The 24,232-nt window shown below is 72.1% G+C and carries 12 protein-coding genes; 7 read left to right on the top strand and 5 right to left on the bottom strand.

Translation table 11 applies throughout. From position 1 onward, the window contains the following. The first annotated feature begins 171 nt into the window (after positions 1-171). From ACIHCX_RS19325 to ACIHCX_RS19310, 4 genes are all read left to right on the top strand, one after another. Positions 172-2,496, top strand: a complete 2,325-nt coding sequence (locus ACIHCX_RS19325; RefSeq protein ID WP_400030912.1) for a GH92 family glycosyl hydrolase — start codon at positions 172-174, stop codon at positions 2,494-2,496. 555 nt (positions 2,497-3,051) lie between these two features. After that, positions 3,052-3,534, top strand: a complete 483-nt coding sequence (locus ACIHCX_RS19320) for a sigma-70 family RNA polymerase sigma factor (RefSeq protein WP_400030910.1) — start codon at positions 3,052-3,054, stop codon at positions 3,532-3,534. Between the two features lie 49 nt (positions 3,535-3,583). After that, a complete protein-coding gene (locus ACIHCX_RS19315) occupies positions 3,584-4,720 on the top strand; it encodes a hypothetical protein (RefSeq protein WP_400030908.1) in 1,137 nt (378 codons plus the stop codon). Next, entirely contained in the window at positions 4,717-9,294 is a 4,578-nt protein-coding gene (locus ACIHCX_RS19310) for an FtsK/SpoIIIE domain-containing protein (protein ID WP_400030906.1), read from the top strand. Before ACIHCX_RS19315 ends, ACIHCX_RS19310 begins: the two co-directional genes overlap by 4 nt. Positions 9,295-9,360: 66 nt before the next feature. On the opposite strand, the gene ACIHCX_RS19305 is transcribed toward ACIHCX_RS19310, so the two are convergent. From ACIHCX_RS19305 to ACIHCX_RS19295, 3 genes are read right to left on the bottom strand one after another with little or no spacing between them, the layout of a single operon-like run. Further along, positions 9,361-9,699, bottom strand: a complete 339-nt coding sequence (locus ACIHCX_RS19305; protein WP_400030904.1) for a hypothetical protein — start codon at positions 9,697-9,699, stop codon at positions 9,361-9,363. Between the two features lie 58 nt (positions 9,700-9,757). After that, positions 9,758-10,066: a hypothetical protein gene (locus tag ACIHCX_RS19300; protein ID WP_400030902.1), complete on the bottom strand. Its 309-nt coding sequence runs from the start codon at positions 10,064-10,066 to the stop codon at positions 9,758-9,760. 45 nt (positions 10,067-10,111) lie between these two features. Then, on the bottom strand, positions 10,112-11,056 hold the full coding sequence (locus tag ACIHCX_RS19295; RefSeq protein ID WP_400030900.1) for a serine/arginine repetitive matrix protein 2: 945 nt from the start codon (positions 11,054-11,056) through the stop codon (positions 10,112-10,114). Positions 11,057-11,289: 233 nt separating this feature from the next. Between ACIHCX_RS19295 and ACIHCX_RS19290 the strand changes: the two genes are divergently transcribed. From ACIHCX_RS19290 to ACIHCX_RS19280, 3 genes are read left to right on the top strand one after another with little or no spacing between them, the layout of a single operon-like run. Then, a complete protein-coding gene (locus tag ACIHCX_RS19290; protein WP_400030898.1) occupies positions 11,290-19,545 on the top strand; it encodes a hypothetical protein in 8,256 nt (2,751 codons plus the stop codon). Further along, positions 19,545-22,157: a right-handed parallel beta-helix repeat-containing protein gene (locus ACIHCX_RS19285; protein WP_400030896.1), complete on the top strand. Its 2,613-nt coding sequence runs from the start codon at positions 19,545-19,547 to the stop codon at positions 22,155-22,157. The genes ACIHCX_RS19290 and ACIHCX_RS19285 overlap by 1 nt, the downstream gene beginning before the upstream one ends. A gap of 29 nt (positions 22,158-22,186) precedes the next feature. Continuing rightward, a complete protein-coding gene (locus tag ACIHCX_RS19280) occupies positions 22,187-23,005 on the top strand; it encodes an RICIN domain-containing protein (RefSeq protein ID WP_400030894.1) in 819 nt (272 codons plus the stop codon). A gap of 83 nt (positions 23,006-23,088) precedes the next feature. On the opposite strand, the gene ACIHCX_RS19275 is transcribed toward ACIHCX_RS19280, so the two are convergent. Next, positions 23,089-23,766, bottom strand: coding sequence for a DUF429 domain-containing protein (locus ACIHCX_RS19275; protein WP_400030892.1), 678 nt, complete (start codon positions 23,764-23,766; stop codon positions 23,089-23,091). A 161-nt stretch (positions 23,767-23,927) separates the two neighbouring features. Then, on the bottom strand, positions 23,928-24,197 hold the full coding sequence (locus tag ACIHCX_RS19270) for a hypothetical protein (RefSeq protein ID WP_400030890.1): 270 nt from the start codon (positions 24,195-24,197) through the stop codon (positions 23,928-23,930). Positions 24,198-24,232: the final 35 nt, after the last annotated feature.

Raw genomic sequence — 24,232 nt, 5'->3', positions numbered from 1 at the left:
GGCCCTGAGAACCGGCGCTGGTGCACGGCGCCCGCCACGGGTTCCCGGTCGGCGCCGACCAGGTCGACCTCGGGTTGTTCCGACCGGCAACTCTTGACGAGTACACGACCACAACGAAGAATGACCGAGTTCGTGACAACGTTGTCCAACCCTTGAGGAGGCCATACCGTCATGAACCGCTCCCGACAGCTGCGCGCCGCGGGGACGATGGTGGCCGCGGCCCTGCTGATCTTCGCCGCGCTCGTCTCACCCGCGCCCCCGGCAGCCGCCCAGCAGGGCGACCTCGTCGATCTGGTCAATCCATTCATCGGCACGCAGGACGAAGGCAACACCTTTCCCGGCGCGGCCGTGCCCTTCGGCATGGTGCAGCTCTCGCCGGACACCGGCCACAACACCGGCTACGACTACGCCCAGGACCGCATCCGGGGCTTCTCCCTGGTGCACCTCTCCGGCGTCGGCTGCGGGCTCGGCGGTGACCTGCCGGTGCTGCCGACCGTCGGTGACGTCACCGAAACGGACTACGCGAAGTACGCGGCCTCCTTCCGCCACGACGACGAGCAGGCGAGCCCCGGCTACTACCGGGTCGGCCTGTCCTCCGGCATCAGGGCCGAGCTGACGGCGAGCACCCGCACCGGGGTACAGCGCTACACCTTCCCGGCCACCGACAAGGCCAACGTCCTGCTGAACGCGGGCCAGGCGCTGCACCGGACGGTGTCCACGAAGGTGGAGATCCTGGACAGTCGCACCGTGCGCACCGCGATCACCGGCCGGGGCTTCTGCCAGGACACCCAGCCCTACACGGTCTACACGATCACCCGTTTCGACCGACCCTTCACCGCCTACGGCACCTGGGACGGCACCACGGTCACCGCCGGTTCCACGGCCGGGTCCGGCGGCGCCTACGTCCGCTTCGACACCACCAAGAAGCGTACGGTCGAGGCGACGACCGCGCTGTCGTACGTCGACGCGGCCGGCGCGGCAGGCAACCTGCGCGCCGAGGGCGGCCGTTCGTTCGACGCCGTGCGGCAGGCGGCCCGGCGGGCCTGGGGGGACCGGCTCGGCGACATACGCGTCCAGGGCGGCGACGCCACCGTACGCCGCACCTTCTACTCGGCGCTGTACCGCTCGTTCCTGGCGCCCAACGTGGGCAGCGACACCGACGGCCGCTACACCGGCTGGGACCAGCGCGTCCACCGCACCCAGGGCTTCACCTACTACCAGAACTGGTCGCTGTGGGACACCTACCGCACCCAGGCGCAGTTCCTGGCGCTGCTCGCGCCCGGTGAGGCCCGGGACATGGCCATCTCGGTGATCCGGGTCGCCGAGGAGAGCGGCTGGCTGCCGAAGTGGGGCTACGGCACCGTCGAGACCAACATCATGACCGGCGACCCCGTCACCCCCTACCTGACCAACGCCTATCAGCAGGGCCTGCTCAAGGGATACGAGGAACGGGCGTACCAGGCACTGAAGAAGAACGCCGACGGGGTACCGCCGGCCGACTCCCCCGCTGTGGGCCGCGAGGCGAACCAGGAGTACCTCGAAAAGGGCTTCGCCCCCTACATCGACAACCGGCCGCACGCGAAGCCTGGTGACTCGGACTACGACCACGGAGCCTCGGCGACCCTGGAGTACGCCCTGTCGGACGCGATGCTCGCCCAGATGGCCCGCGCGCTCGGCCACCGGGAGGACGCCGACCGGTACGCCGACCGCTCCCGCAACTACCGCACCGTCTTCGACCCCTCGACCGGCTTCTTCCGCGCCCGCGACGCCTCCGGCGCCTTCACCGGCCCGGCCGACCCGGCGCAGAGCGTCGGCTTCCACGAGGGCACCTCCTGGCAGTACCAGTGGCTCGTACCGCAGGATCTGCCCGGCATGACCGACCTCATCGGCGGCAGGCAGGCCGCCAACGACCGCCTCGATGCCTTCTTCGCCTACGACCAGCTCCTGAAGGACCCGGTGAAGACCACCCGCGAGGTGTGGGTCAACGGAGCCTACGACTACTACAACGCCGACAAGTACAACCCGCAGAACGAACCCGACCTCATCGCCCCGTACACCTACCTGTCGACGGGGCAGCCCTGGAAGACGACCGATGTGGTGCACGCCGCGCTGACCCTGTTCACCGACACGCCGACCGGAATGACCGGCAACGACGACCTGGGCACCATGTCCGCCTGGAACGTGCTGTCCTCCATCGGCCTGTTCCCGGTCCAGCCCGGCTACCCCACCTGGGGCCTTTCCACGCCGGTCTTCGACCGTGTCGACCTGCGGCTGGACCGGCGCTACTACCCGCGCGGACACCTGACGATCGCCGCTCCCGGCACCTCCGACGGCAACCGCTACATCCAGACGGTCCACACCGACGCATCGGCCTACGACCGGACCTATCTGACCACCGGCGCACTGCGCGGACTGCGCTCGATCGACTACACGGTCGGTCCCCGGCCCTCGACCTGGGGCACCTCGGCACAGGCCGCACCGCCCGCGCTGAAGTGACATCACACCCTGAAGTGACATCACATCGCCCAGCGCAGCCGCACGCCCCGGCCGGCGCCCGCCGACCGGCCCGCGGACGATCCGCCTGAACACCTGGCGCGCGCCCCGGCCACGACCGGTCACCGGCCCGTGGCCGGGGCACGAGCCGGCCATCGGACGACACTCCGGCGGGGCCGGCCAGGTGGCGCGAAGTGAGGGCCCACCGAGCACCGAGCACCGAGCACCGAGCACCGAGCCAGGACACATCAGACGCCTGGGGGCACGTGACGCCCGTAACGCGAGCGCGCCGAGGATGCCGTCGGCGCGGTCGGCGGTCAAGTCGCGGGCGGCGCCTGGGAATCCGAACGGTAAATTCTGGGGTTCGCCCGAGGCGCTTCTGTCCCCCTTTGCCGACCTTTTCGTGGAAAATTGACGGAGGCGCTCACGGCCCGATGTTTATAGCCTCTCCCTGGGCCTCTCCACCGGAGATTCCCCCAGCCCCTTCCCCAAGCCACCTGACCTGAGCCAGTCGTGGAGCAGAACATGTTCAGCGCTCAACCAGCTTCACCTCCGGCTTTGCATCCCGCCCTTCGGCACCGGTCCCGTCTGCTGCGCTACGCCAACCGACTCACCGCAGGCGACCCGCACCGCGCCGAGGACATCGTGCAGGAGACCCTGCTGCGGGCCTGGCTCACCGCCGCCGACCTCGACGGACAGGACGAGGAGCGGCTGATCGCATGGCTCTACCGAGTCGCGCACAACCTGTCCGTCGACGCCCGCCGCCGCGACCGCGCCGTCCCGGTCGGCGTGCTCGGCGACGACATGCTGCGTCGACCGGAGGGCTACGGCGACCTTGCCGACGCCGTGGTGGACCGGCACGTCCTCCAGCGGGCCCTGGCCCGGCTGTCGCCCGAACACCGGGAAGTACTGGTCCACGTTCATCTGCGCGACCGCACCCGGGCCGAGGCCGCCCGCGTCATCGGCGTGCCCCAGGGCACCGTCAAGTCGCGTAACCACTACGCGCTCCAGGCCATGCGGCGGGAGATGCCGGCGGCGTGAGACACGGCGAAACCCTCACCTCGAAGCCGGTAGCCCGAAGGACACCCCCATGAGAAATATCGACCCCTTCGTCTGGTTCCGGCAGCACAGCGACGCCATCTTCCGGTGGGTCGGCATCGCCGGTGCCGTGCTGCTCTGCTTCCTGCTGCTGCGGATGTGGGCCATGCGCTGGGGCGGCTGGCGCAAGGCCTGGGCCCGGCTGTGCCGCGAACTGGCCATCACCGTCCACGCGTTCGCCGAGCCCGTGCGCGCCTGGCTGCGCTACCGCAGCACGCTGCGGCTGCTCGTGCGCCGGCTGAGCACACCCGCCGTGTGGCGCGACGCCGAACGGGCCCTGACCGCCGCTCGCGTCGCCGCCGCGCCCGGCCGGCCGTACGCCGCGCTCGTCGGCACCGACACAGTGACCGTACTGCTGGCCGGGCCCGACAACGCGGAGCCCTGGACGATGACGCGCGCGGAGCTGCCCCCGGTGACCCCGGAGGCGGCCGACGCCCGCCCCCTCGTGGTCGCCATCGGCGCGATGGAGCACGGGGCGGAACGCCGGTGCGTCTTCCTCGACTTGGCGGTCGGCCCGCCCGTGGTCTCCGTCACCGGTGACGAGCGCGCCTCCCGCGCACTGCTCCAGGCCGTCGCCGCCCAGCTCGACATGCGGCTGCCCGACCAGCTGGTCGTGGTCGCGGAGGGAGTGCACCACAAGCACCCGGGCCTCCCGGTCCGCGACGCCTACCGGGAGGCCCGAAAGACCCCGCCCCGGCTCGGCCTCGCGCCGGTCCTGGTCGCCGCCGGGCTGCCCGACCCGCTGCCGCCGGAGCTGGCCGCCCCGCCCGGGGACGCCCCCGCCCTGCGGACCCTCGTTCTCGGGCCCGGCCGGGGGTACGTCCGCAGCCTGTTGACCGAGCGGTACGGGCGGGTCGCCGTCATCGGCACCCCCCTGCTCGCGCGGTGCGACGCGCTGGGCCGGGCCGTGGCCCGGGTGCTGGACAAGATGCCGCCGGTGCTGCCGCCCGCCCCGGTCGCCGAGGCCGCCACCGGGCAGAGCGCCGACGAACTGTTCGAGGAGGCCGAGGAGTCGGCCCCGGTGTTCCGCTCCGGCCCGGCGAAGACCGCCGCCCCGGTCCTGGCCGCCCCCGCCCGACCGACCCAGACCGCCGAGCCGGCCCAGGCCCCGAAACGGACCGCCACGTGAAACTCACCCTCACCACCGCCGACGCCACCGGCCGCCGGGCGGACCATCTGCTGGAGCTGCCCGAGGGTACGACCGTCGCCGACCTCGGCACGGCCCTGAACACCCCGCGCCTCTACCTGGGCGAGCGCCCCCTCAACCCCGACCTGCCGGTCGGTGCCAGTGGCATCCGCACCGGTGCGCTGCTCGGCCTCGACACCCCGGTTTCCCCGGACACCGCCGCTCGGGCCTGGGAGCCGCCGTCCACCGACCCGGTGCTGGTCGAGGTGCGGCACGTGGGCGGCCCGGGGTCCGGGCGGTCCTGGCGGCTCGGCCCCGGCAGCCACGAGATCGGTACCGACCGCGGCTGTGCGCTGCGGCTGGCGGACGGCGATGCGCCCGAGCGGGGCGTGTGGATCACTGTGGGCACCGACGGGCAGGTCACCTACCGGCTGCCCGAGGACACCGACCCCGCCCGGCACGGGCTGCGCAGTCTCACCCCGCCGCCCCCGGTCGACCCCGAGACGGGCACCCCTCTCACCGCCGAGGAACCGGCCGACCCCGTGGACGGCGGACCCGGCGGCCACACCCCGCGTCCCGCACCGCCCGGTGCCGATGGGCTGCCCACCCCGCCGCCGCTGCCCCGGCCCGGCCACCGGCCGCCGCCGGACGACGGCTCCGAGGAGTGGCCGCCGTACGCGGACCTCGCGCTCGGTGCCCATCTGCTGCGGCTCGCCCCGCCGTTCGAGGCGGACGCGGCCGTCAACGCATCGGCCGACGGACTCGCCATCGAGTACAACCGGCCGCCGCGCATCGCCCCGCACCTGGACACCGAGACGATCCGCATGCAGGGCCCACCCGGGGAGCGCAAGAACCGGCCCTTCCCGTTTCTGATGATGATGGCCCCGCTGGTCATGGGCCTCGTCATGATGAGCCTGTTCCGCACCCTCTACTTCGCCGTCTTCATCTTCTTCACGCCGATGATGGCGATCAGCAACTGGGTCATGAGCCGGCGCACCAACCGGCAGCAGCAGGAAGAGTCACTGCGGCTGTACCGGCTGCGCCGGGCGGCGCTGGAGCTGGAGGTGCGGGACGCCACGCTGGCCGAACGCGACCTGCGCAATGTGACGTTCCCCGACCCGGCCACCGTGCTGCTCACCGCCACCGGGCCGGGCAGCCTGCTGTGGCAGCGGCGCCGCCGCGACCCCGACCACCTCACGCTGCGGCTCGGCACGGTCACCCGGCCTTCCCTCAAGCGGATCGACGACCACGCCCGCGAGGCCAACCACCGGCAGGTGCACTGGCGGGTGGCCGATGTGCCGTTCGGCGTCGAACTCGCCGACCACGGCGTCGTCGGTGTCTCCGGGCCCGGCGACACCCCGCGCACCGTGGCCTGCTGGGCCGTCGCTCAGGCCGCCGTGCTGCACAGCCCGCGCGACCTGCGGATCGTGGTGCTGACCAGCGACGAGCACGCGGACGCCTGGAGTTGGGTGCGCTGGCTGCCGCACCTGCGGCCGGGGCGGCCGGGCAGTGTGATCGCGCTGGGCAACGACCCGGAGAGCACCGCCCACCGGGTCAACGAGCTGATCTCCGACATCCAGGCCCGTACGACGGCGCAGGGCACCTCGGCCCTCGGCCACACCCTGCTGAACGAACCCGATGTGCTGGTCGTGCTGGACGGCGCCCGGCGACTGCGCGACGTGCCCGGCATGGTGCAACTGCTCACCCAGGGCCCGTCCGTGCGGATCTTCAGCCTGTGCGTGGACAAGCGGGAACGGCTGCTGCCCGAGGAGTGCACGGCGGTCGTCACCACGGAGGGCAGCCGGCTCACCGTGAGGTCCTCGGGGGTCCCCGTGGTCGAGGGCGTGCGCGCCGACCTGGTGGACGCCGCCTGGTGCGAGGAGGTCGCCCGGGCGCTCGCCCCGGTGCGGGACGTCACCATGGACGGCGACTCGGGGCTGCCCTCCGACGTACGGCTGCTGCCGCTGCTCGGACAGGAGCCGCCGAACCCGGCGGCCCTGGCCGCCGCGTGGGCCCGCCGGCCCGCCTCCACCGTCTTCACCCTGGGCGCCGGGTACGAGGGGACCCTCCGGCTCGACCTGGTCAAGGACGGCCCGCACGGGCTGATCGGCGGCACCACCGGTTCCGGCAAGTCGGAACTGCTGCAGACCGTGATCGCCTCGCTGGCCGCGGCCAACCGGCCCGACGAACTGACCTTCGTCCTCGTCGACTACAAGGGCGGCAGCGCCTTCCGGGAGTGTGCCGAACTGCCGCACACCCTCGGGATGATCACCGACCTGGACGGGCACCTGGTGCAGCGGGCGCTGGCCTCGCTCGACGCGGAGCTGCGCCGCCGGGAGCAGGTGCTGGCCGAGGTCGAGGCCAAGGACCACCCCGAGTACCGGGCCAAGCGGGCCCGCGATCCGAAGCTCCCGCCGCTGCCGCGGCTCATTCTGGTCATCGACGAGTTCGCCACCCTGGTACGGGAGTTGCCCGAGTTCGTGCCCGGTCTCATCAGCCTCGCCCAGCGGGGCAGGTCGCTCGGTCTGCATCTGATCCTCGCCACCCAGCGCCCGGGCGGCTCCGTCAGCAACGAGATCCGCGCCAACACCAATCTGCGGATCGCGCTGCGCGTCACCGACCGGTCCGAGAGCCAGGACATCATCAACGCCCCTGACGCGGTGAGCATCTCGCCTTCCAGCCCCGGCCGGGCGCTGCTGCGGCGCGGCGCCGGGGCCCCGGTCCCGTTCCAGACCGCCTGGGTGGGCGCCGAGCGCAGCACGGGCGCGGCGCGGGAGGAGTCGGCCCCTCGGCCCGTCCGCGGCATCGAGCTGACCTGGCAGCGGCTGAGCCGCCCGGCCGAACTGTCCGCACTGGAGGAGGAGGGCGAGGGCCTCCTGCTGGAGACGGTGTCCGCCGAGGAGCCGCTGACCGATCTGCGCGCCCTGGTGGAGGCCCTCGGCCAGGCCGCCGGCCTGCTGGACGACTTCGTGCCGCAGCCGAGCCCCTGGCTGCCGCCGCTGCCCGAGACCATCCGCGCACAGGACCTGCCGCCCGTCCCCCCGGTCCCGCCGGGGGCACTGCCGCTCGTCCCGTACGCACTGTTCGACCAGCCGCGGCTCCAGCAGCAGCGGCTCGGCACGATCGACTTCGCCACCTTCGGGCACCTGTACGTGATCGGCTCACCGCGGTCCGGGCGCACCCAGGTGCTGCGGACCGTCGCCGGTTCCGCGGCCCGCGTCATCCCCTGCTCCGACCTGCACGTCTACGGCATCGACGCATCCGGCGGCGGCCTGGCCGCGCTGGAGGCGCTGCCGCACTGCGGGGCGGTCGTCTCGCGGCACGACACCGAGCGGCTGGAACGGCTGGTCGCCCGGCTGGTAGGCGAGTTGACGCGCCGGCAGCGGCTGATCTCGCAGCACGACTGCGCGGGCCTGGGCGACCTGCGGTCCAGGCTGCCCAAGGACCGCCGCCCGGCCCGGCTCCTCGTGCTGATCGACGGCTGGGACGCACTCAGCGCGATGCTCGACGACTACGACGGCGGCCGGGTCTACGCCGAGGTGGTCCGGCTGCTGCGCGAGGGCGCGGCGGCCGGCATCCACGTCATCGCCACCTCCGAGCGACTGCTGCTCGGCGGGCGGCTCGCGGCGCACAACGACAACCGGCTGCTGCTCAAGCAGGCAGACCTCAGCGACTACAACGTAGCCGGGCTCGGCCGCAGCAAGGTGCCGGCCCACATCCCCCCGGGGCGCGGCTGGCTGGCGCCCAGCGGGATCGAGGCGCAGATCGCATTGCTGCCGGCTCAGGACGGGGCGGACCAGTCGGACGCGCTGCGCGAGATCGGCCGCCGTGCGACGGCCCGTGACGCGCAGGTGGCGGGGGCCCGGCGGCCGTTCAGGGTGGAGGAGCTGCCGACGCTGGTCGGCTTCCAGGACGTCATCGACCAGGTGCCGAAGGCCGAGCGACGTCCGTTGTGGGCGCTGCTCGGCGTGGGCGGCGACGCGGGCGAGCCGCTCGGATACGACTTCGCGGCCGGCGGTGGGTCGTTCATGGTCGCCGGTCCCCCGCGCTCGGGGCGCAGCACCACGCTCGCCTCGATGTGCGTGTCGTTGCTGCTGGGCGGCACCGCGCTCGTGGTCATCACCCCGCGCGACTCGCAGCTGCGGCAGTTGGCGGCCCACGACCTGGCGCAGGTGATCACGGACCCGGACCCCTCGGCGGAGACGGTGACCGAGGCGCTGAAGGCGGTGGCCGGGAAGCCGTCGGTGGTGGTCGTGGACGACGCGGACCTGATGCTGAGCTGCCGTGCGGACAAGGTGCTCCGTCAGGTCGCCACCTCCGGACGCGACCACGGGCAGGGCCTCCTGCTGGCCGGTCTGCCCGAGTCGATGAGTTCCCTCGGCTGGGTGGGCATGGCCCGCCGCTCCCGCCGGGGCATCCTGCTGGGACCGAAGTCCATCAGCGAGGGCGACCTCATCGGTGCCCGCTTGTCCGCGGAGCAGGTCCGCACGCCCCTGATGGCCGGCCGTGGCTGGACGGCGAGTGAGGGGGGCACCGCCATCATGGTCCAGGTCCCGCTCACGGTCCTGGGCGGCTGACGGCGGACGTACGACAGCACGAAGGGGCCGCGGGCAAAGGCCCGCGGCCCCTTCGGCGCGGGTGGTTCAGGCGTCCTGGTTGGCGCTGCTCTCCGCCTGCGCCTTCTGCACGTCGGCGGCGATCTTCTGGTCGGACTCGGCGAGCGAGTCGGCGATCTGGTTGAAGCTGTCCGCGTAGTCCTGAATGTTCTTCGCGGACGTCTTCAACTGGCTGCTGAAGTCGTCGTAGGCCCCCTGGAGGGCGGGGCTGGCCTTCTCGAAGACCAGGCCTTCGTGGAGCAGACCGCTCACGGTCGTCTCCAGGTCGTTCAGCTCGTGGGAGATGTCGCTGAGCTTGTGGCCCATGGTCGTGGCGACCCGGGCGATCTCGTGGTAATCGACTACGACGTCTGCGTTGTCGGCCATCTCGTGGGTCTCCTGTCGGCCCTGCGGTGGGATGTGTGCTGGTACGTGCGTGGCCCGGTCAGCCGTTGCTCCTGACCTTCTCGGCGAGGCCGTGGTCCATGTCCTTGATGGAGTTCATGATCTGGCGGAACTGTTCCGCGTAGTCCTTGATGCTCTGGGTGGCGTCCTTGAGCGAGCCGGTGAACTTCTCGTACTGCGTCTGGAGGGCAGGGCTCGCCTCGGTGAGGACGAGGGCGGTCTCGAGGAGGGTGTCCACCTCGGCCTTCGCCTCCTCCATGCGCGGGACCAGCGTGTGCTCGACGCTGCTGTCCAGGAGATTGGAGACGCGCTCGATCTCGCCGTAGGAGAGGCTGATGTTGGCGGGCATGGGGTGAACCTTTCTGGTCTTCTCGGGCCGAACCTTGGTGTCGCCCTAGTCGTTCCGGTCCACGGGTTCGGACCAGTCGGCGTCGGGGCCGGAGCGGGTGGAGACCGTGACGTTGCCCTCGCTGTCGGTCATCGTCATGGTTCCGGAGCCGTCGTCGTCGTTCACCACCTTGGCGGTGCTCTTCGACCCGTCCGCGTAGGTCGTCTCCATCGTGTAGTCGCGCACGTCGACGCGCTTGTTGTCGCCCAGATCGATGTGGTGCGGAGCGGAGTCGTAGGTGGTGACGGACGTGTACGACTGTCCGTTCGGGGTGGTGATGACGGACGTCTCCTTCATCACGTCGTAGTGGTCGTCCAGTTCGAGCCTGACGTCGACCTTGCCCTTGTCGTCCTCGTACGTGTACGAGGTCGGCGGGTCGTCGGTGGGCTCGGGCGGCGGGGCGCCCGGGTCGTCCGGTACGGTCACCTGCTGGTTGTCCAGGTCGTTCTGCCAGGCGTCGCAGAAGCCGGGTGGGTTGTCGGCGCCGCACACGTCCCCGATGCGGGCGTCGGGGTGCTGGTCGAAGTAGTCGGTGGCACCGATCTTCTCCAGGTAGTCGTGCCACGCCTTGTCGTCCGACACCCACCGGTCGTAGGCCGCCTTCTGGTTCTTCCAGTCGTCCAGCCCGAGCTTGGAACCCATCAGGCCGCCGGAGGAGGCGAGTTGGGCGTCTGCCTGGAAGAAGGTGTCGGAGACGCCCTTGAAGGTGTCGGCGAGCTGCTGGAGGCCGTCCTTGGCCTGGTTGGTGCGCGAACTCGAACGCGTGTAGAAGAGGTTGAAGGCGGAGGACAGATCGGCGGAGCCCAGCACCGACCGGCGCTCGGAGGCGGTGGCCTCGCCCATCTCCTTGAAGGCCCCCGTCGCCCCTCCCGAGTCGGCGTCGTCCGCGAGGGCACGCATCTTCTGCTGCACTGTCTGCAGAGCCGAGTAGTCGATGGAGAAATCGGCCACCGCTCCTCCTCTTCGGTCCTCCCCCGGCCGCCCGGCCGGGCCGCCCCGGTTCACCTTCCGCTCCCTCCACGCACCAGGGCCCCCGAAACGTTCAACGAACTCGGTTCTTCACCGTGGTCGACCTCGTCACAGTGGTCACGCCTTCCACTTTCCGATCCGTGGTTGAACCTTTTCGCAGCCCTGGTGCGTGGAGGGAGCAGCAGCCGCCCTGCATCGGAAGGAGAGCGTCCCCGGTGGCCCGTCCCGCGGACTGGAGTGCCCTCGGCCTGGACAGCGACCCCACAGTGGGCGATCCGGACCGGATCGACGCGCTGATCCTGTCCCAGGACGATCTGATCACCCTGGCGGACACCATCGACTCCGGCCTGACCGAGATCAAGAACACCACGGACGGCGCCTTCGTCGGCGAGACCGCGGACGCGTTGCGCAAGGTGATCGACCAGGACCTGCGCAACTACGTGTCCACCTTCCGGCAGGCGCACAAGGACGCCCAGTCGGCGCTGCGTACCTATGTCGGTGTGATGCGGGAGCAGCAGCGGCGCGCGGACGAGGCGCTGGACGCGGCGGCGGCGCTGGCCGAGGACGACCAGGAGGGGCGGGACGCGCACAAGGCGACCGCCGAGGACGCCAGGCACACCCTGTCGGACGCGGCAAGCACCGCGGCGGGCGTGCTGCGCGACGCGGCGGAGAGCATCGCCTCGCCCATCGACGAGTGCGACGAGTTCTGGAAGGCGCTCGGCTGGCTGGCGCTGATTCTCGTCATCCCGGCAATGATCGTGGGCGGCCCGCTGGCGCTGTTCACCATCGGGCTCAACGTGGCGCTGCTGATCAAGACGGCGGTGGACTTCTCGCAGGGCAAGGCGAGCGCAACCGATCTGGTGCTGTCGATCCTCGGTGTCATCGCGCCGACCACCAAAGGCATCCGCCTGGCCGATCTGTGGAAGGGCCTGAAGAGCATCCTGGTCGGCACCTTGAAGGGCGGCAAGAACCTCTTCCTCGGCGGGCCCAACGCGCTCGGGCTCTTCGCCCGGCTGACCCTCGGCATCGACGACACCGTCAAGGTCACCGGTGTCTGGATGAAGGGCATCCACGGGCTGGAGGGGATGACGCACATACCCGGCCTGAAGTTCATGCCGGGTGTCAAGGGCTTCACGATGGGCGGCAACTCGCTCGTCACCTCCTTCCACCTCGTGCCGGCCGCCAGCGAGCTGACCGTGATCAACCTGATGGGCGCGAAGACGTTCTTCGGGATCCGGACCCTGGTCACCGGGCTCAACGGCATCAAGGGGGTCGGCAGCGCGATCGGGCACGGCATGCTCAACAGCGTGCGCGGGGTGAACGTGCTGCGACTGTTCCTGCCGGTGGCCGCCGACGAACTCGGGCACGGTCTGACCTTCGCGCTCAAGATCGGCGTCATCGATCGGGGCGTCTTCGGCATGTACCGGTACGGCGCCTTCGCGGGCGGCCAGTTCCTCGGCGCGTCCAGCAAGATCAGCGGCGGGGTTGCGGCCGGCCTCGACATCGCGCGGGCCGGGGAGGGCCTCGGCTCGTTGCCGTCCCTCCACCTCGGCCAGTTCGCCCCGAGCGCCCCGGGCGGACTGGCAACGGAACTCGGCAGACTGCCGACACTCTCGGTGAGCGACTCGCTGGGGACGGTCAACCTCAGCGGTTTCCACGGGATCGGCTCGGTCACCTCCTCGACGCCCGGCATCGGGGCGCGTCTGGTGGACCTGCCGGCCACGGGCGGGCTCGGCGGGATGGACGGTCTCCACCTGCCCCAGCTGGGGCCGGTCTCGTCGGTGTCGACGCCCCACCTGAACGGGCTGAACGTGCCGTCGGTCCCGGCGGCCGGCCACGGCGTCGGATCGGTGACGGTGCAGCAGATCGGGGCGCCCCACCTGAACGTGCCCGGCACCGGGGTGACGCGGATCGAGATGCCGTCCGTCGGCGGTCAGGTGCCGGCGACGCCCACGGTGCACACGCCCTCTGTCGGTGGTGTTCACGTGCCGACGACGGGACTGGCCGACATGCCCTCCGTGGGGCACGTCAACGTGCCGAGCCTGGGGTCGGTGGCGCACGGGCCGACGGTCACCCGGATCGAGATGCCCGGGACGGGTGCCCGCCTGACCGACCTGCCCGCGGTCGGCGGGATGCCCCGCGTCGAGGTGCCCCCGGTCGCCCGCGTGGACGTACCGGCGGCCGGCTCCTCGTCCGCCGGGATCAGCACACCGTCCGTGAGCCGCGTCGACGTACCGGGCGCCACCTCCTCCACGAACGGCATCGCGGTGCCGTCCGTGGGCCGCGTCGACGTACCCGGGCTCAATGCCTCCACCAGCGGCATCACCGTCCCGTCCGTCGGCCGTGTCGACGTACCGGGCATGGGCGGCTCGACCGCCGGGTTCGATGCGCCCGCGCCGTCCCGTGTCGACATCCCCTCGGTGGGCCAGGCGGACCTCCCCGCGGTCGATGTGCACCAGACGGGGACCCCGACGGTGGCCGCCCCCCACCTGGAGACGGCCGCCCCGGGCGCCGGCGCCGTGCACGCCCCGGCGGTCCCGGTGACGCAGGTGGACGCACCCGCGGTGCACGCCGCCGCGATCCAGCCGCCCGCCCTGTCCACCACCGGCCTGGACGCCTCCGTCCCGGTCACCGGCCGGCTCGACACCCCCGCCGTCCCGCCGGCGGTCTCCGTCTCCCACATCACCCCGACGCCGGCCCCCACCCCGGCCACCACGGGCGGCCTGGCCGCCCCCGGCCCCGGCGCCCTCGTCGCGGACCCGTTCAAGCTGGGCCGGGTGGACCTGGCCATCCTCGCGCACCAGACGATCGAGGTGCGGATGATGCAGGTGGGCGGGCTCAACTTCGAGCACACGTTCGCCCAGATCGATCCCTCGCTGCCCGGCGTCCGTGTCGAGGTCCACATCGGCAACGGCCCGCACGGGACGAACCTGACGGTCCACAACCCGCAGGGCGTCCCGGGCGTCACCGCCGTGCACGAGGTGGTGGGCGGTCAGGACGTGCTGCGCGTGGAGCGCGGTCTGCCGGGCGGCGGCACGGACCGCTGGAACTACGCGCTCCAGGCCCCGGACTACCCGCGCCTCGGTGATGTGCAGCATCTGCCCTCGGGTGCCTCCGACGACATCGAGCTGATGCCCACGGCCCCGCGGGCGGACACCGCGCCCGTCCCCGCCGCCTCCGGCGCTCCGGCCCTGGTGGGCCCGTCGAACGCCGTGCCCGCCCCGGTGCCCGGCCCCGCCCTGGTGCCCGCTCCCGCCGTCCACTCCCGGGTCCTCGACCTGCCCGGCACGGGCGGACACAGCATCGAGATCCGCTTCGGCGAGACGCCCGGCGGGATCGTCGACGTCCGGCAGGTCGTGCCCGACGGCGGCACGCCCGTGGTCCACCCGAGGGTCACCACCGACGCGCACGGCGCCCAGATCGTGAACGTACGGCAGCCCGTGAACGCGGTCGAGGTCCGCAGCCTGGACTTCGCCGTCGACCCGAACGGTCTGCGTCCGCTCGGCGAGGAACGCCTGATCACCCTTCAGGACGGCACCCACTCCGGCGCGACGGTCGGCATCGACCCGGGCAGCGGCGCCGTCCGGCATGTGGAGGGCACCGCGGTGCCGGGCGGGCCGCTCGGCCTGCACGGCGGCGAGCTGGTGCTGCCCACCCCGGGCGGCTTCCAGCTCTACGACCCGGCGACCGGCCTCGGCACCCGGGCCGGCACCCGGCTCACGGGCGGCGGCGCCGCGGACGGCCTGTTCGTGCTGCCGGCCCACGACGGCCGGACGTTCCAGATCACCGACGCGGGCGCCCAGGTCCACGGCACCGTCACCGTCACCCCGGTGCAGGACGTCCTCCATGTGCACAGCCCCCGCAACGGGCAGGGCGTCGTCGACGTCCACACCGCCGACGGCCGCTTCTCCCACACGGCACTGGACGTCCAGGACAGCGCCTATGTCAACCTGGCGAACCATCACCTGGTCGACGCCGCCGGCAACGACATCCCCGGTGCCACCGTCCACCAGCAGCCCCACGGGTACCGCATCGACGACGGGACCCACCACATCGTGGCCGACGCGCAGGGCGTGCACACCCACGACGTGGTCACCCTCCAGGGCACGGGCGACCTGGTCCATCTGGACCGGAACACCGGCCTACCGATGCGTCTGGACGCGGACGGACACCCACGGGGACCGATCACCCGGGTCGGCGACGAACTCCATGTCCCCGGCCCCCCGCACCACACCTCCGTCCACGACCTCAGCGGCGCCCACACCCACGACCTGCTCGACCTGCACGGCGGACCGTTCGACCACCGCACCCTGCAGGTCGACCTCGACGGGACCGGCGCTCTCGGCGACGCCCGGGTCGTCCGACAGCACGACGGGAGCTTCCGGATCCAGGAGGACGGCCACCACGCCGTCGTCGACGCCGACGGCCGGTACACCCATGACGTCGTCCCGCTCCAGGGCACCCAGGACCTGGTCCACCTCCCGGTGGGCGGCGGCGCCCCGCTGCGGGTGAACGCGGACGGGATCGCCCAGGGCCCGGTCACCCGCGTCGGCAACGAGTTCCATGTCCCCGCGGGCGGCAACCGCACCACCGTCTACGACGGCCGGGGCGTCCACACCGACCATCTGCTCACCGTCCAGGACGGCCTCTACCGCGGCCGGGACATCCACCTCGGCGCCGACGGTGCGACGCCCCGTCTGGACGGCGCCCGGGTGGTCCCGGGCGCCGACGGCTTCCGCGTCCAGGGCCCGCACGGCCATGTCGCGCTCGACGCCCAGGGCGGCCAGACCGGCCATGTCGTCGCGCTGGCGGGCACGGACCACCTCGTGCATGTGCCGACCACCGCCGGCGGCGCCCCGACCCTGCACGCCGCCGACGGCGCGCCCGTCCCGCACCACACCCTCACCTCCCGCGCGGACGGCACCCTCGTCGTCACCGGCCCGGACAGCATCCGCGTGCACGGCAACGACGGCGGACTGAAGTACACCCTGACCGGCCTCGCCGACGGGACGGCCGTACGACTGCACCCGGGCGGCGGCCTGGAACTGCTCGACGCCGACCTCGCCAAGGTCGCCGGCACCACGGTCACCGCCCGCCCGAACGGCGGCTTCCGGGTCACCACCGTGAACGGCGAGGTACGGCTGCACGGCGCGGGCGGCGGCCTGGAGCACACCATCACCCCGCCCGGCGACGGCGCCCACATCTTCCAGGTCACCGACGCCCAGGGCGCGCACCAGTTCGACATGGTGCAGCTCTCCGACAGCGTGGGCACCCGCTTCGTGCGCACGGACACCCATGCGCTGCTCGACGGCGATCTGACCGCCGTCCCCCCGGCTGGGCACGGGACGTTCGCCCAGGACCCCGGCGGCGGTTACCGCTTCGACCACACCACGGGCCCCCGCAGCGGCGAGTTCACGGTGTACGACGTGCACGGCAAGCTCACCGGGCAGCGGATCAACGTCAACGACAAGGGCGTCCCCAAGCCGAACGAGCATCTGCTGGTCACCCACCCGGCGGACGGGAGCAAGCCGACCTGGCAGCGGGTCACCCTGGACGGGGCCGGACAGGCGGTCGCGCAGCACGGCGCCCGCCACTGGTACGACTTCGGCACCGTCGAGACCAAGGGCCTCGGCAACGGGCGGGTCAAACTGCTCAGCGGCTCCGGTGTGGAGGTCATGGAACGGCGCCCGCTGCCGAACGGGCACTCGGTGGACGCGTACCACTCCACGGCGGGCGTCGGCACCTTCGGGCGACTCAACCAGCACGGTGTGTGGACGGAGTTCGACGCCAACGGCGGCGTGGCCCGGGTCGGCACCCGGCACTGGGGCGAGAGCGGCCGGAGCTGGTTCGATGTGACGACGTCCAAGGGCGTCGACACCCGCGTACGCCACTTCCAGGAGAACCCGGACGGCGGCCATGTCCTGGCGAACCTGGACCGGCATCCGTTCGCCCAGAGCCTCGCGACGACGGACTGGACCCGTTTCGACGCCGAGTTCAAGGAGATCGCCCACGGCACCCGGTCCTGGGGGCCCGGCCGCGGCTATACCGACACCATGGTCCATCCGCACTCGGGCGAGACGGTCGTGGTGCACGAGAAGTGGGGCCGCTTCACCCTCGACCCGCACGATGTGCGCCGCTACCACCAGCTGGAGATCGGCGCGGACGGCGTACCGAAGAAGGACTTCACCTCCTGGTCGGCGCACGGCAAGGAGAACGGACGCGGGCTGACGCTGAAGAACGGCGACTTCCTGGAGAGCCGGCGGTTCGCCGAGCAGCGCCCCCCGGTGGCCTTCCGCTGGCTGGCGAGCGGCGACTACCGCGCCGTGAACTTCGACAACGTGCCCTGGCTCGCGAAGGACAGCAAGCTCCAGATACACCACTGGACACAGACCTCGGCCGACGGGAAGACCGTCACCCAGGGCGTGCGGTTCGTCAGCCAGAACGGCGCGATCACCGACATCGCCCGCGACGGCGAGATCCTCCGCGACACCCGCAAGCTGCTCGGCGGCGACACCGTCACCGCCGGCGATGTGAAGCTGCCGGACGGAGTGGGCCGCCGGGACGGCCATCTGCCCTGGTCCCAGGGCGAGGGCAGGCCGCAGGGCCATCGCACCTTCGACCGCACCGACTTCGCCAACGTCCCCGGCGTGGACACCCGGCGCATCCGCTGGCAGGACAAGGTCACGGACGACCTCGCCGACGGCGACTGGTACACGCCGAACGCGGGCAAGCAGTGGAACGTGGTCCGGGTCGGCCTCGACGACGGCACGGTAATCGACTACCGCCCGGCGCCCGGCCCCGATGCCCGCACCGGACACGCCGGCGCCGGCGACTGGACCCACTACGACCACCACGGCCTGGTCGTCGCCCGCCAGGACACCTGGCCCGAGCCGCACACCGGTGGCGGCCTGCCAGTCCAGGTCACCACCACGGACATGCTGCGCGGCGGGGAACTGCGCTGGCACGACAGCCTCGGCAACGAGGGCGTGCGCAAACTCAACTTCAACCGCGGCGACATGACCCACTGGGGCTGGGACCGGGAGTCGTACCAGGACTTCCTGGGCGACCGGCTGATCCGCGAACACCATCTGTTCAAGGACGGCACCACCGTGGACGCCTGGGCGGTGCGCGGGCCGGGCGGCCGGGAGACCTGGCACTGGAACAAGACCGGCGCGGACGGGGAGATCAAGGCCTTCGGGACCGGGCCCGCCGACCGGGTGCGGCACTGGTTCGACGCGGACGGCAACGGGCTGATGCGGTGGGAGCCCGGCGCCCGCTGGGAGGACCACCTGGCCGGCCAGGGCAACCTCAAGATCCAGGAGATCCCCGCCAAGCCCGCCGGCGCCGGATGGTTCACCGACGCCCCGCACCGGGTCCGCGAGTATCTGCCCGACCCGGGCGGCACCCACAACCCGCATGTCTTCAAGGAGTACGAGAACGGCCTCGAACTGGGCCGCAAGGTCGAACTGTCGGACGGCACCTTCCTGGAGAGCGAGGACTGGCACAAGCAGTGGCGCCGGTTCGGCGCCGACGGCATCACGATGATCGACGAGCGGACCATCCCCGGGTACGTCTGGCACACCGACACCGACACCTTCGGCCGCACCAACGTCTCGCTGATCGGCCGGGAGACCAACTTCACCGGCGCGTTCAACGAGTACCGCGGCTACAGCCGGATGCTGCGCGAGGTCAACCGCTGGGAGTGGGGCGCCACCGCGAACGGCGTCTCCACCACCACCCCGTTCCTCGGCCGGGTCGCGACCGCGCTCGCCGTGGAGTTCGTGCAGGAGTGGGTGCTCGACTTCACGATGAACCTCATCGTCTCCGGCATCGTCAGCGCCGTCAACGGAACCCCGTTCACGCCCAAGGACGTCGCCCGCGCCGCCTTCGGCGCGACCGTCGGCGCCAGTGTGAAGGGGACGTTCAGCGCCGGGCACTTCGCCGCCCACCGCGGCGGCCCCTGGAAGACCGGGCTCAGCCAGATCGACCAGGGCAACCCGTTCACGCGCCGCCCCAACGACGACTCCTGGGCGGCCGAGTTCGCCGGCAACGAGAAGGTGACCCGCTGGCGGTCGGGCACCTACGACTTCGGGGTCGGCCTGGTCAGCGGCGCCGTCTCCGGATTCGTCGGCGGGGCCGCGTCCTCCGCGATCTTCGGAGTGAAGGACAAGGACGGCCATGTCCACCATCTCTCCGGCTCGGACGCCCTGTTGGCGGGCGCGCTCGGCGCGGCGGGCAGCCTGGCCGGCGCCCTCACCACCGGCCTGGGCCGTACCATGATCATCCAGAACCTCGGCGGCCGCTCGTACCACCGCCAGGGCTTCTTCGACATCTTCGCCGTCGGCGGCCTGGGCAAGCTGGTGGACAAGATCTTCTCCAACCTGTATCTGTCGGGGGCGATCGTCAAGTCCGCCCAGCCGGGCTACTACCAGGGCTCGGGCGAGGCACCGGGCGCGAACGGGGGGCAGTGATGACAGTCGTCCACGTCGCGCCGAAGGGCCGGGGCGCCCATCGCACCCTCGCCGCCGCCCTGGCCGCCGCGCCCGCCGGCGCCGTGGTGCGGATCGCGCCGGGCACCTACGAGGAGTCCCTGCGGCTCACCCGGCGCGTCACCCTGGAGCCGGAGGCCGGCTCCGGCTCGGTGGAGCTGCGTTCCCCCGGCGGGCCCGCCCTGACCGTGTCCGCCCCGGGCTGTGCGCTCACCGGTCTGGTGCTGCGGGGCGCGGACCCGGCGGAGGTACTGGTCCGGGTCGCCGACGCGGCCGGGCTGACCCTCGTCGACTGCGAACTGAGCGGCGGCCGGGTCGAGGTGACCGGCTCCGCGTCGGGCGCCTCCGCGGTGGCCAACACCGCCCTGGGACTCGACGACGACCTGTCCGCCGAGCTGTCCGACCCCGTCGACGGCGGCGGGGTGCTGCTGCTGCGCCGCACCCGGCTGGGCTCCGTGCGGAACACGGCACTGCATCTGACCGGGGACGCGCGGGCCCGCGTCGAGGACACGCTGATCCACGAGGTGGAGGGCATCGGCGCGGTGCTCTCCGGCTCGGCGGTACTGCTCGCCGAGGGGCTGCGGATCGAGGGAACCTCCGGCTCCGCGCTGCGCGCCCGGGGCAGCGGCCGGCTGCTGGCCGCGGACTGCGCCCTGACCGGAGCGGGCCGCAACGGCGTGCTGGTGCAGGACACCGCCGAAGTACTGCTGACCGCCTGCCGGATCGAGCGGCCGACCGGATCGGGGGTGCAGGTCTCGCACCAGGCGCGGGCCGAGCTGACGGACTGCCGGATCACCGGGGCCGGCGACCACGGCGTGGTCGCGAACGAGGCGTCCCGGCTGACCGCGCGGGGCTGCCGGGTGACCGAGTCCGGCGGGCACGCGGTGCTTGCCACCGACGCCACGGCGGTGACCCTCGCAGACTCGGAGTTCGACCGGGCCGGCGCCACCGCGCTCCACCTGGGCGGGCAGGCGCACGCCCAGGTGACGGGCTGCCGGGTGCGCGGCACCGGCGACCACGGTCTTGCGGCGGCGCAGCGGGCACGGGCCGAGGTGGCGGAGAGCTCGCTGGACGGCTTCCGGGTCTGCGGAGTGCACGTGGAGGGCGAGGCGCGCGCGGTGCTGGACACGGTCCGGGTGAGGGGCGGCGAGACCGGGGTACGGCTGCGGTCGGCCGCCGAGGAGCCGTCCGAGCTGCGGGACTGCTCGGTGGGCGGGCAGCGGCGCAGCGGTGTCGAGGTGGGCGTGGAGTCCTCGGTCGAGCTGACCGGCACCCGGGTGGCCCAGGTGGGCGGCGCGGGCGTGACCGTGGACGCCGGGGGCCGCCTGCGGATGGCCGGCGGCACGGTCACCGGCGCCGCGGGAAGCGGGCTGGTGCTGGAGCGGGGCGCCGCCGCCGAGGTGCGCGCGGTGCGGATCGAGGACTGCGGGAAGAACGGAATCCTGGCCGGTGAGGCCGTCACCGGCACGTTCGACCACTGTGACCTGTCGGGCTCCACGTTCCCCGCGCTGCACGTCGGCAAGGGCGCCGACGTACGGTTCCGCGGCTGCCGGGTGTTCGACTGCGGACAGGACGTGGGTCTCGCCGACGGAGCGCAGCCGGTGTTCGAGGACTGCGCGGCGGTTCGGGTGCGCACGACCGTGCTGCCGACGCTGGCCGACCGCACGGGGGCGCCCCCGGCGGCTCCGCTCACGCCCTTCACCCCCGACCGCCCGGACGCTCCGGCCGCCGAGAGTACGCCCGGGGCGGGCGCGGACGACCTGTGGCAGCAGGGCGAGCCCGAACCGGAGCCGGAGACCCTGGAGGACCTGCTGGCCGAACTGGACGAGCTGGTCGGTCTGGACGGCGTGAAGCGTGATGTGAGCGGCATGGTCAAGCTGATGCAGACGGTGCGGCTGCGGGAGCAGGCCGGGCTGCCCGCGCCGCCGCTCAGCCGTCACCTGGTCTTCGCGGGCAACCCGGGCACCGGCAAGACGACGGTGGCCCGCCTCTACGGGCGGCTTCTCAAAGCCCTCGGTCTGCTCGCGCGGGGCCATCTGGTGGAGGTCGACCGCAGTGCGCTGGTCGGCGAGTACGTCGGTCACACCGGGCCCAAGACCACCGAGGCGTTCCACCGCGCCCGCGGCGGAGTGCTCTTCATCGACGAGGCGTACGCCCTGGTCCCGGCGGGCGCCGCCAACGACTTCGGAACGGAGGCCATCGCCACCCTGGTCAAGCTGATGGAGGACCACCGGGACGAGGTCGTGGTGATCGCCGCCGGCTACCCCGACGACATGGGCCGCTTTGTCACCTCCAACCCAGGTCTGTCCTCCCGCTTCACCCGCACCCTGCTCTTCGCCGACTACACCTCGGCCGAGCTGGTCAGCATCGTCGAACACCACGCGCAGCGGCACCAGTACGAGCTGACCCCCACCGCCCACCGGGCGCTCACCGCGTACGTCGAGCGGATCCCGCGCAACGCCCAGTTCGGCAACGGACGCACCGCCCGTCAGCTCTTCCAGCGGATGACGGAACGGCAGGCGCTGCGGGTCGCCGAGCTGACCTCGCCCGATTCCGCCCAGCTCATCCAGCTGGACGAACAGGACCTGCTGTAACCCCCGACGCCTTCTGGAGCCCGATCGTCATGTCCTCGCAGCGTTTCGCCGACACCTTCCGCGACAAGCCGGCCCGTGCCCCGCGCGGCATGGTCCCCGGCCGCCGGGTCTGGGCGACGGTCGGCTGGACCGCCGCCGCGACCGCCACGGTCACCCTGTCCGCCTCGCTGGCGCAGCACGTGACGTTCGGCGCCGGCGGCCGTGACGCTACGGCCGTGACCGCCGCGTCCACCGTGCCCGTGGTAACGGAGTCCGTATCGCCGTCCCCGAGCGAGCCCACGCCGTCGGCGTCCTCCGCCTCGCCGAGCGAGGACCCGGTGAAGCAGCAGAAGACGGTGGAGCACGTCACCGTCCAGCAGCCGCCCGTGCAGCCCCCCACCGAGCGGGCCGAGCAGAAGAAACCGAGGTCGACCCCGGACGCGACGACCCAGGACAGCAACACCGTGCAGGCGCCCACGGAGGACTTCTCCCGGCCGGTCGGCGCCATCGCCGGCCGCTACGACCCGTTCGTCGGCAAGTGCGTGCAGCTCGTCGACAGCACGCTCCAGCTCTACACCTGCAACGGCAGCCCCGACCAGCAGTGGAAGTTCGCCGCCGACGGCACCCTCCAGAAGAACGGCCGCTGCCTCTCACTGGCCAACCGCTACACGGACGACGGCACCCGGGTCGTGATGGACGCATGCGACGCGACCGACGTCATGCAGTGGCGCTACTCGCCCGGTTACGACATCGTCAACGTCGCGGCCGACAAGTGCCTCGACGTGGCCAACGCCGACACGACGGACGGGACGCCCCTCCAGATCGCCTGGTGCTCCGCCAACGCGGCTCAGAAGTGGAACGTGCCCTGACACCGGGCTCTCGACCCGGGCGGACTGTGCTGGGGGACGCCGCAGCCGTCTCCGTGCACACGACCTGTTACGTGATGAATCAGTCAGTATCGAATCTCGATGAGGCGGCCCTCCACGTCCGGTTCGGGCACCATGGGAACCCGCTCTGCGATCCCGAGCGCGATCCGGTGCGCCGACCAGGCGGCGGCAGTGGCGTCGAGTACATCGTCCACGGCGACCCGATCGGCCTCTCCGAGTTCGTCCGGGAGCACGAGGCCCGCCTCGGCCAGCAGTGCGCGGCGCAGGCTCTGGCCGCGCCAGGTCTTCTTGGCGTAGGCCAGTGGCACCCCGCCGGCCAAGGCTTGGAAGGACACCTCGGGGTGCACCTCGTGAATGCGTTCATCGGCAAGCCAGCACGCCCGAGCCTCGAGAAGTTTCGGTGCCAGCGCCCACGCCTGCTGGCTCAGCCGGCTCCCGGTGAGCTCCTGGCACCGGTTTGCGGCTGCCGGATAATCAAGCTCCTGCCACGCGGGCCGTGGCGCGATGAGGAAAACGCTGCTGCGTCGCGTTCCCAGCAGCGCCTTGGCCGCGAGATCAGCGGCACGCCAGCCCTTCTCACCAAGACCCAGCGGCATGTCCACCGCGATCGCCGCTACCGCACCGGCACGCTGGATCAGCGTATCGAGAGATACGGCCACCAGACTTCCCGCGTACGCGCCGCCGCTGAGCCGAATCCCCACCCACCCCTGCTTACCGCAGGCGTCGATCCCCAGGACGTCCATCCCATCCCCCAGACCCACTCGGACCGAAAGGTACCGGCCCGTCCACTGTCGGCAGCGGACGGGACAGCAGCTGTGACAGGTCGAACACGCTGACCTACAGGTTCTCCGCCGCCCCGATACCACCGGGCAACGCGGCCGCGTCAGGGTAGTCGGCGCGCCGGTCAGGTCTCCATCACGGCATCGCAGTCGGAGCAGATCGCGGTTGCGTACTCCACGGGGTACCACGGTGTCTCAGGGCGCTCGGAGGGCTTCCAGCGGGTCGTCTCCATGGCGAAGGTGTCCTTGCCGCAGAGGGTTCGTGGTCCGGTCGTGCCGGGGGAACCCGGCGCGGCGGGCGCCGCGTGCACCCGGCGGACGAGCCACTCCTCACCACGCGGTCCACGTGTGTCCGCCCCCTTGTCGACCTCGTACACGACGACGATCTCGCCCATGCCTCTACCATAGGCCGCCGCGCGGCCCGACCCGC

This window comes from Streptomyces sp. NPDC052043, from assembly GCF_044548235.1.
Lineage (GTDB): Bacteria > Actinomycetota > Actinomycetes > Streptomycetales > Streptomycetaceae > Streptomyces.
This window is presented reverse-complemented; position numbering and strand designations above follow the sequence as displayed.

What these genes read in the sequence shown, in the direction of transcription:
- ACIHCX_RS19305 (WP_400030904.1), bottom strand. Translation starts at nt 9,699, where the DNA reads ATGGCCGACAACGCAGACGTCGTAGTCGATTACCACGAGATCGCCCGG.
- ACIHCX_RS19315 (WP_400030908.1), top strand. Translation starts at nt 3,584, where the DNA reads ATGAGAAATATCGACCCCTTCGTCTGGTTCCGGCAGCACAGCGACGCC.
- ACIHCX_RS19285 (WP_400030896.1), top strand. Translation starts at nt 19,545, where the DNA reads ATGACAGTCGTCCACGTCGCGCCGAAGGGCCGGGGCGCCCATCGCACC.
- ACIHCX_RS19275 (WP_400030892.1), bottom strand. Translation starts at nt 23,766, where the DNA reads ATGGACGTCCTGGGGATCGACGCCTGCGGTAAGCAGGGGTGGGTGGGG.
- ACIHCX_RS19325 (WP_400030912.1), top strand. Translation starts at nt 172, where the DNA reads ATGAACCGCTCCCGACAGCTGCGCGCCGCGGGGACGATGGTGGCCGCG.
- ACIHCX_RS19300 (WP_400030902.1), bottom strand. Translation starts at nt 10,066, where the DNA reads ATGCCCGCCAACATCAGCCTCTCCTACGGCGAGATCGAGCGCGTCTCC.
- ACIHCX_RS19270 (WP_400030890.1), bottom strand. Translation starts at nt 24,197, where the DNA reads ATGGGCGAGATCGTCGTCGTGTACGAGGTCGACAAGGGGGCGGACACA.
- ACIHCX_RS19280 (WP_400030894.1), top strand. Translation starts at nt 22,187, where the DNA reads ATGTCCTCGCAGCGTTTCGCCGACACCTTCCGCGACAAGCCGGCCCGT.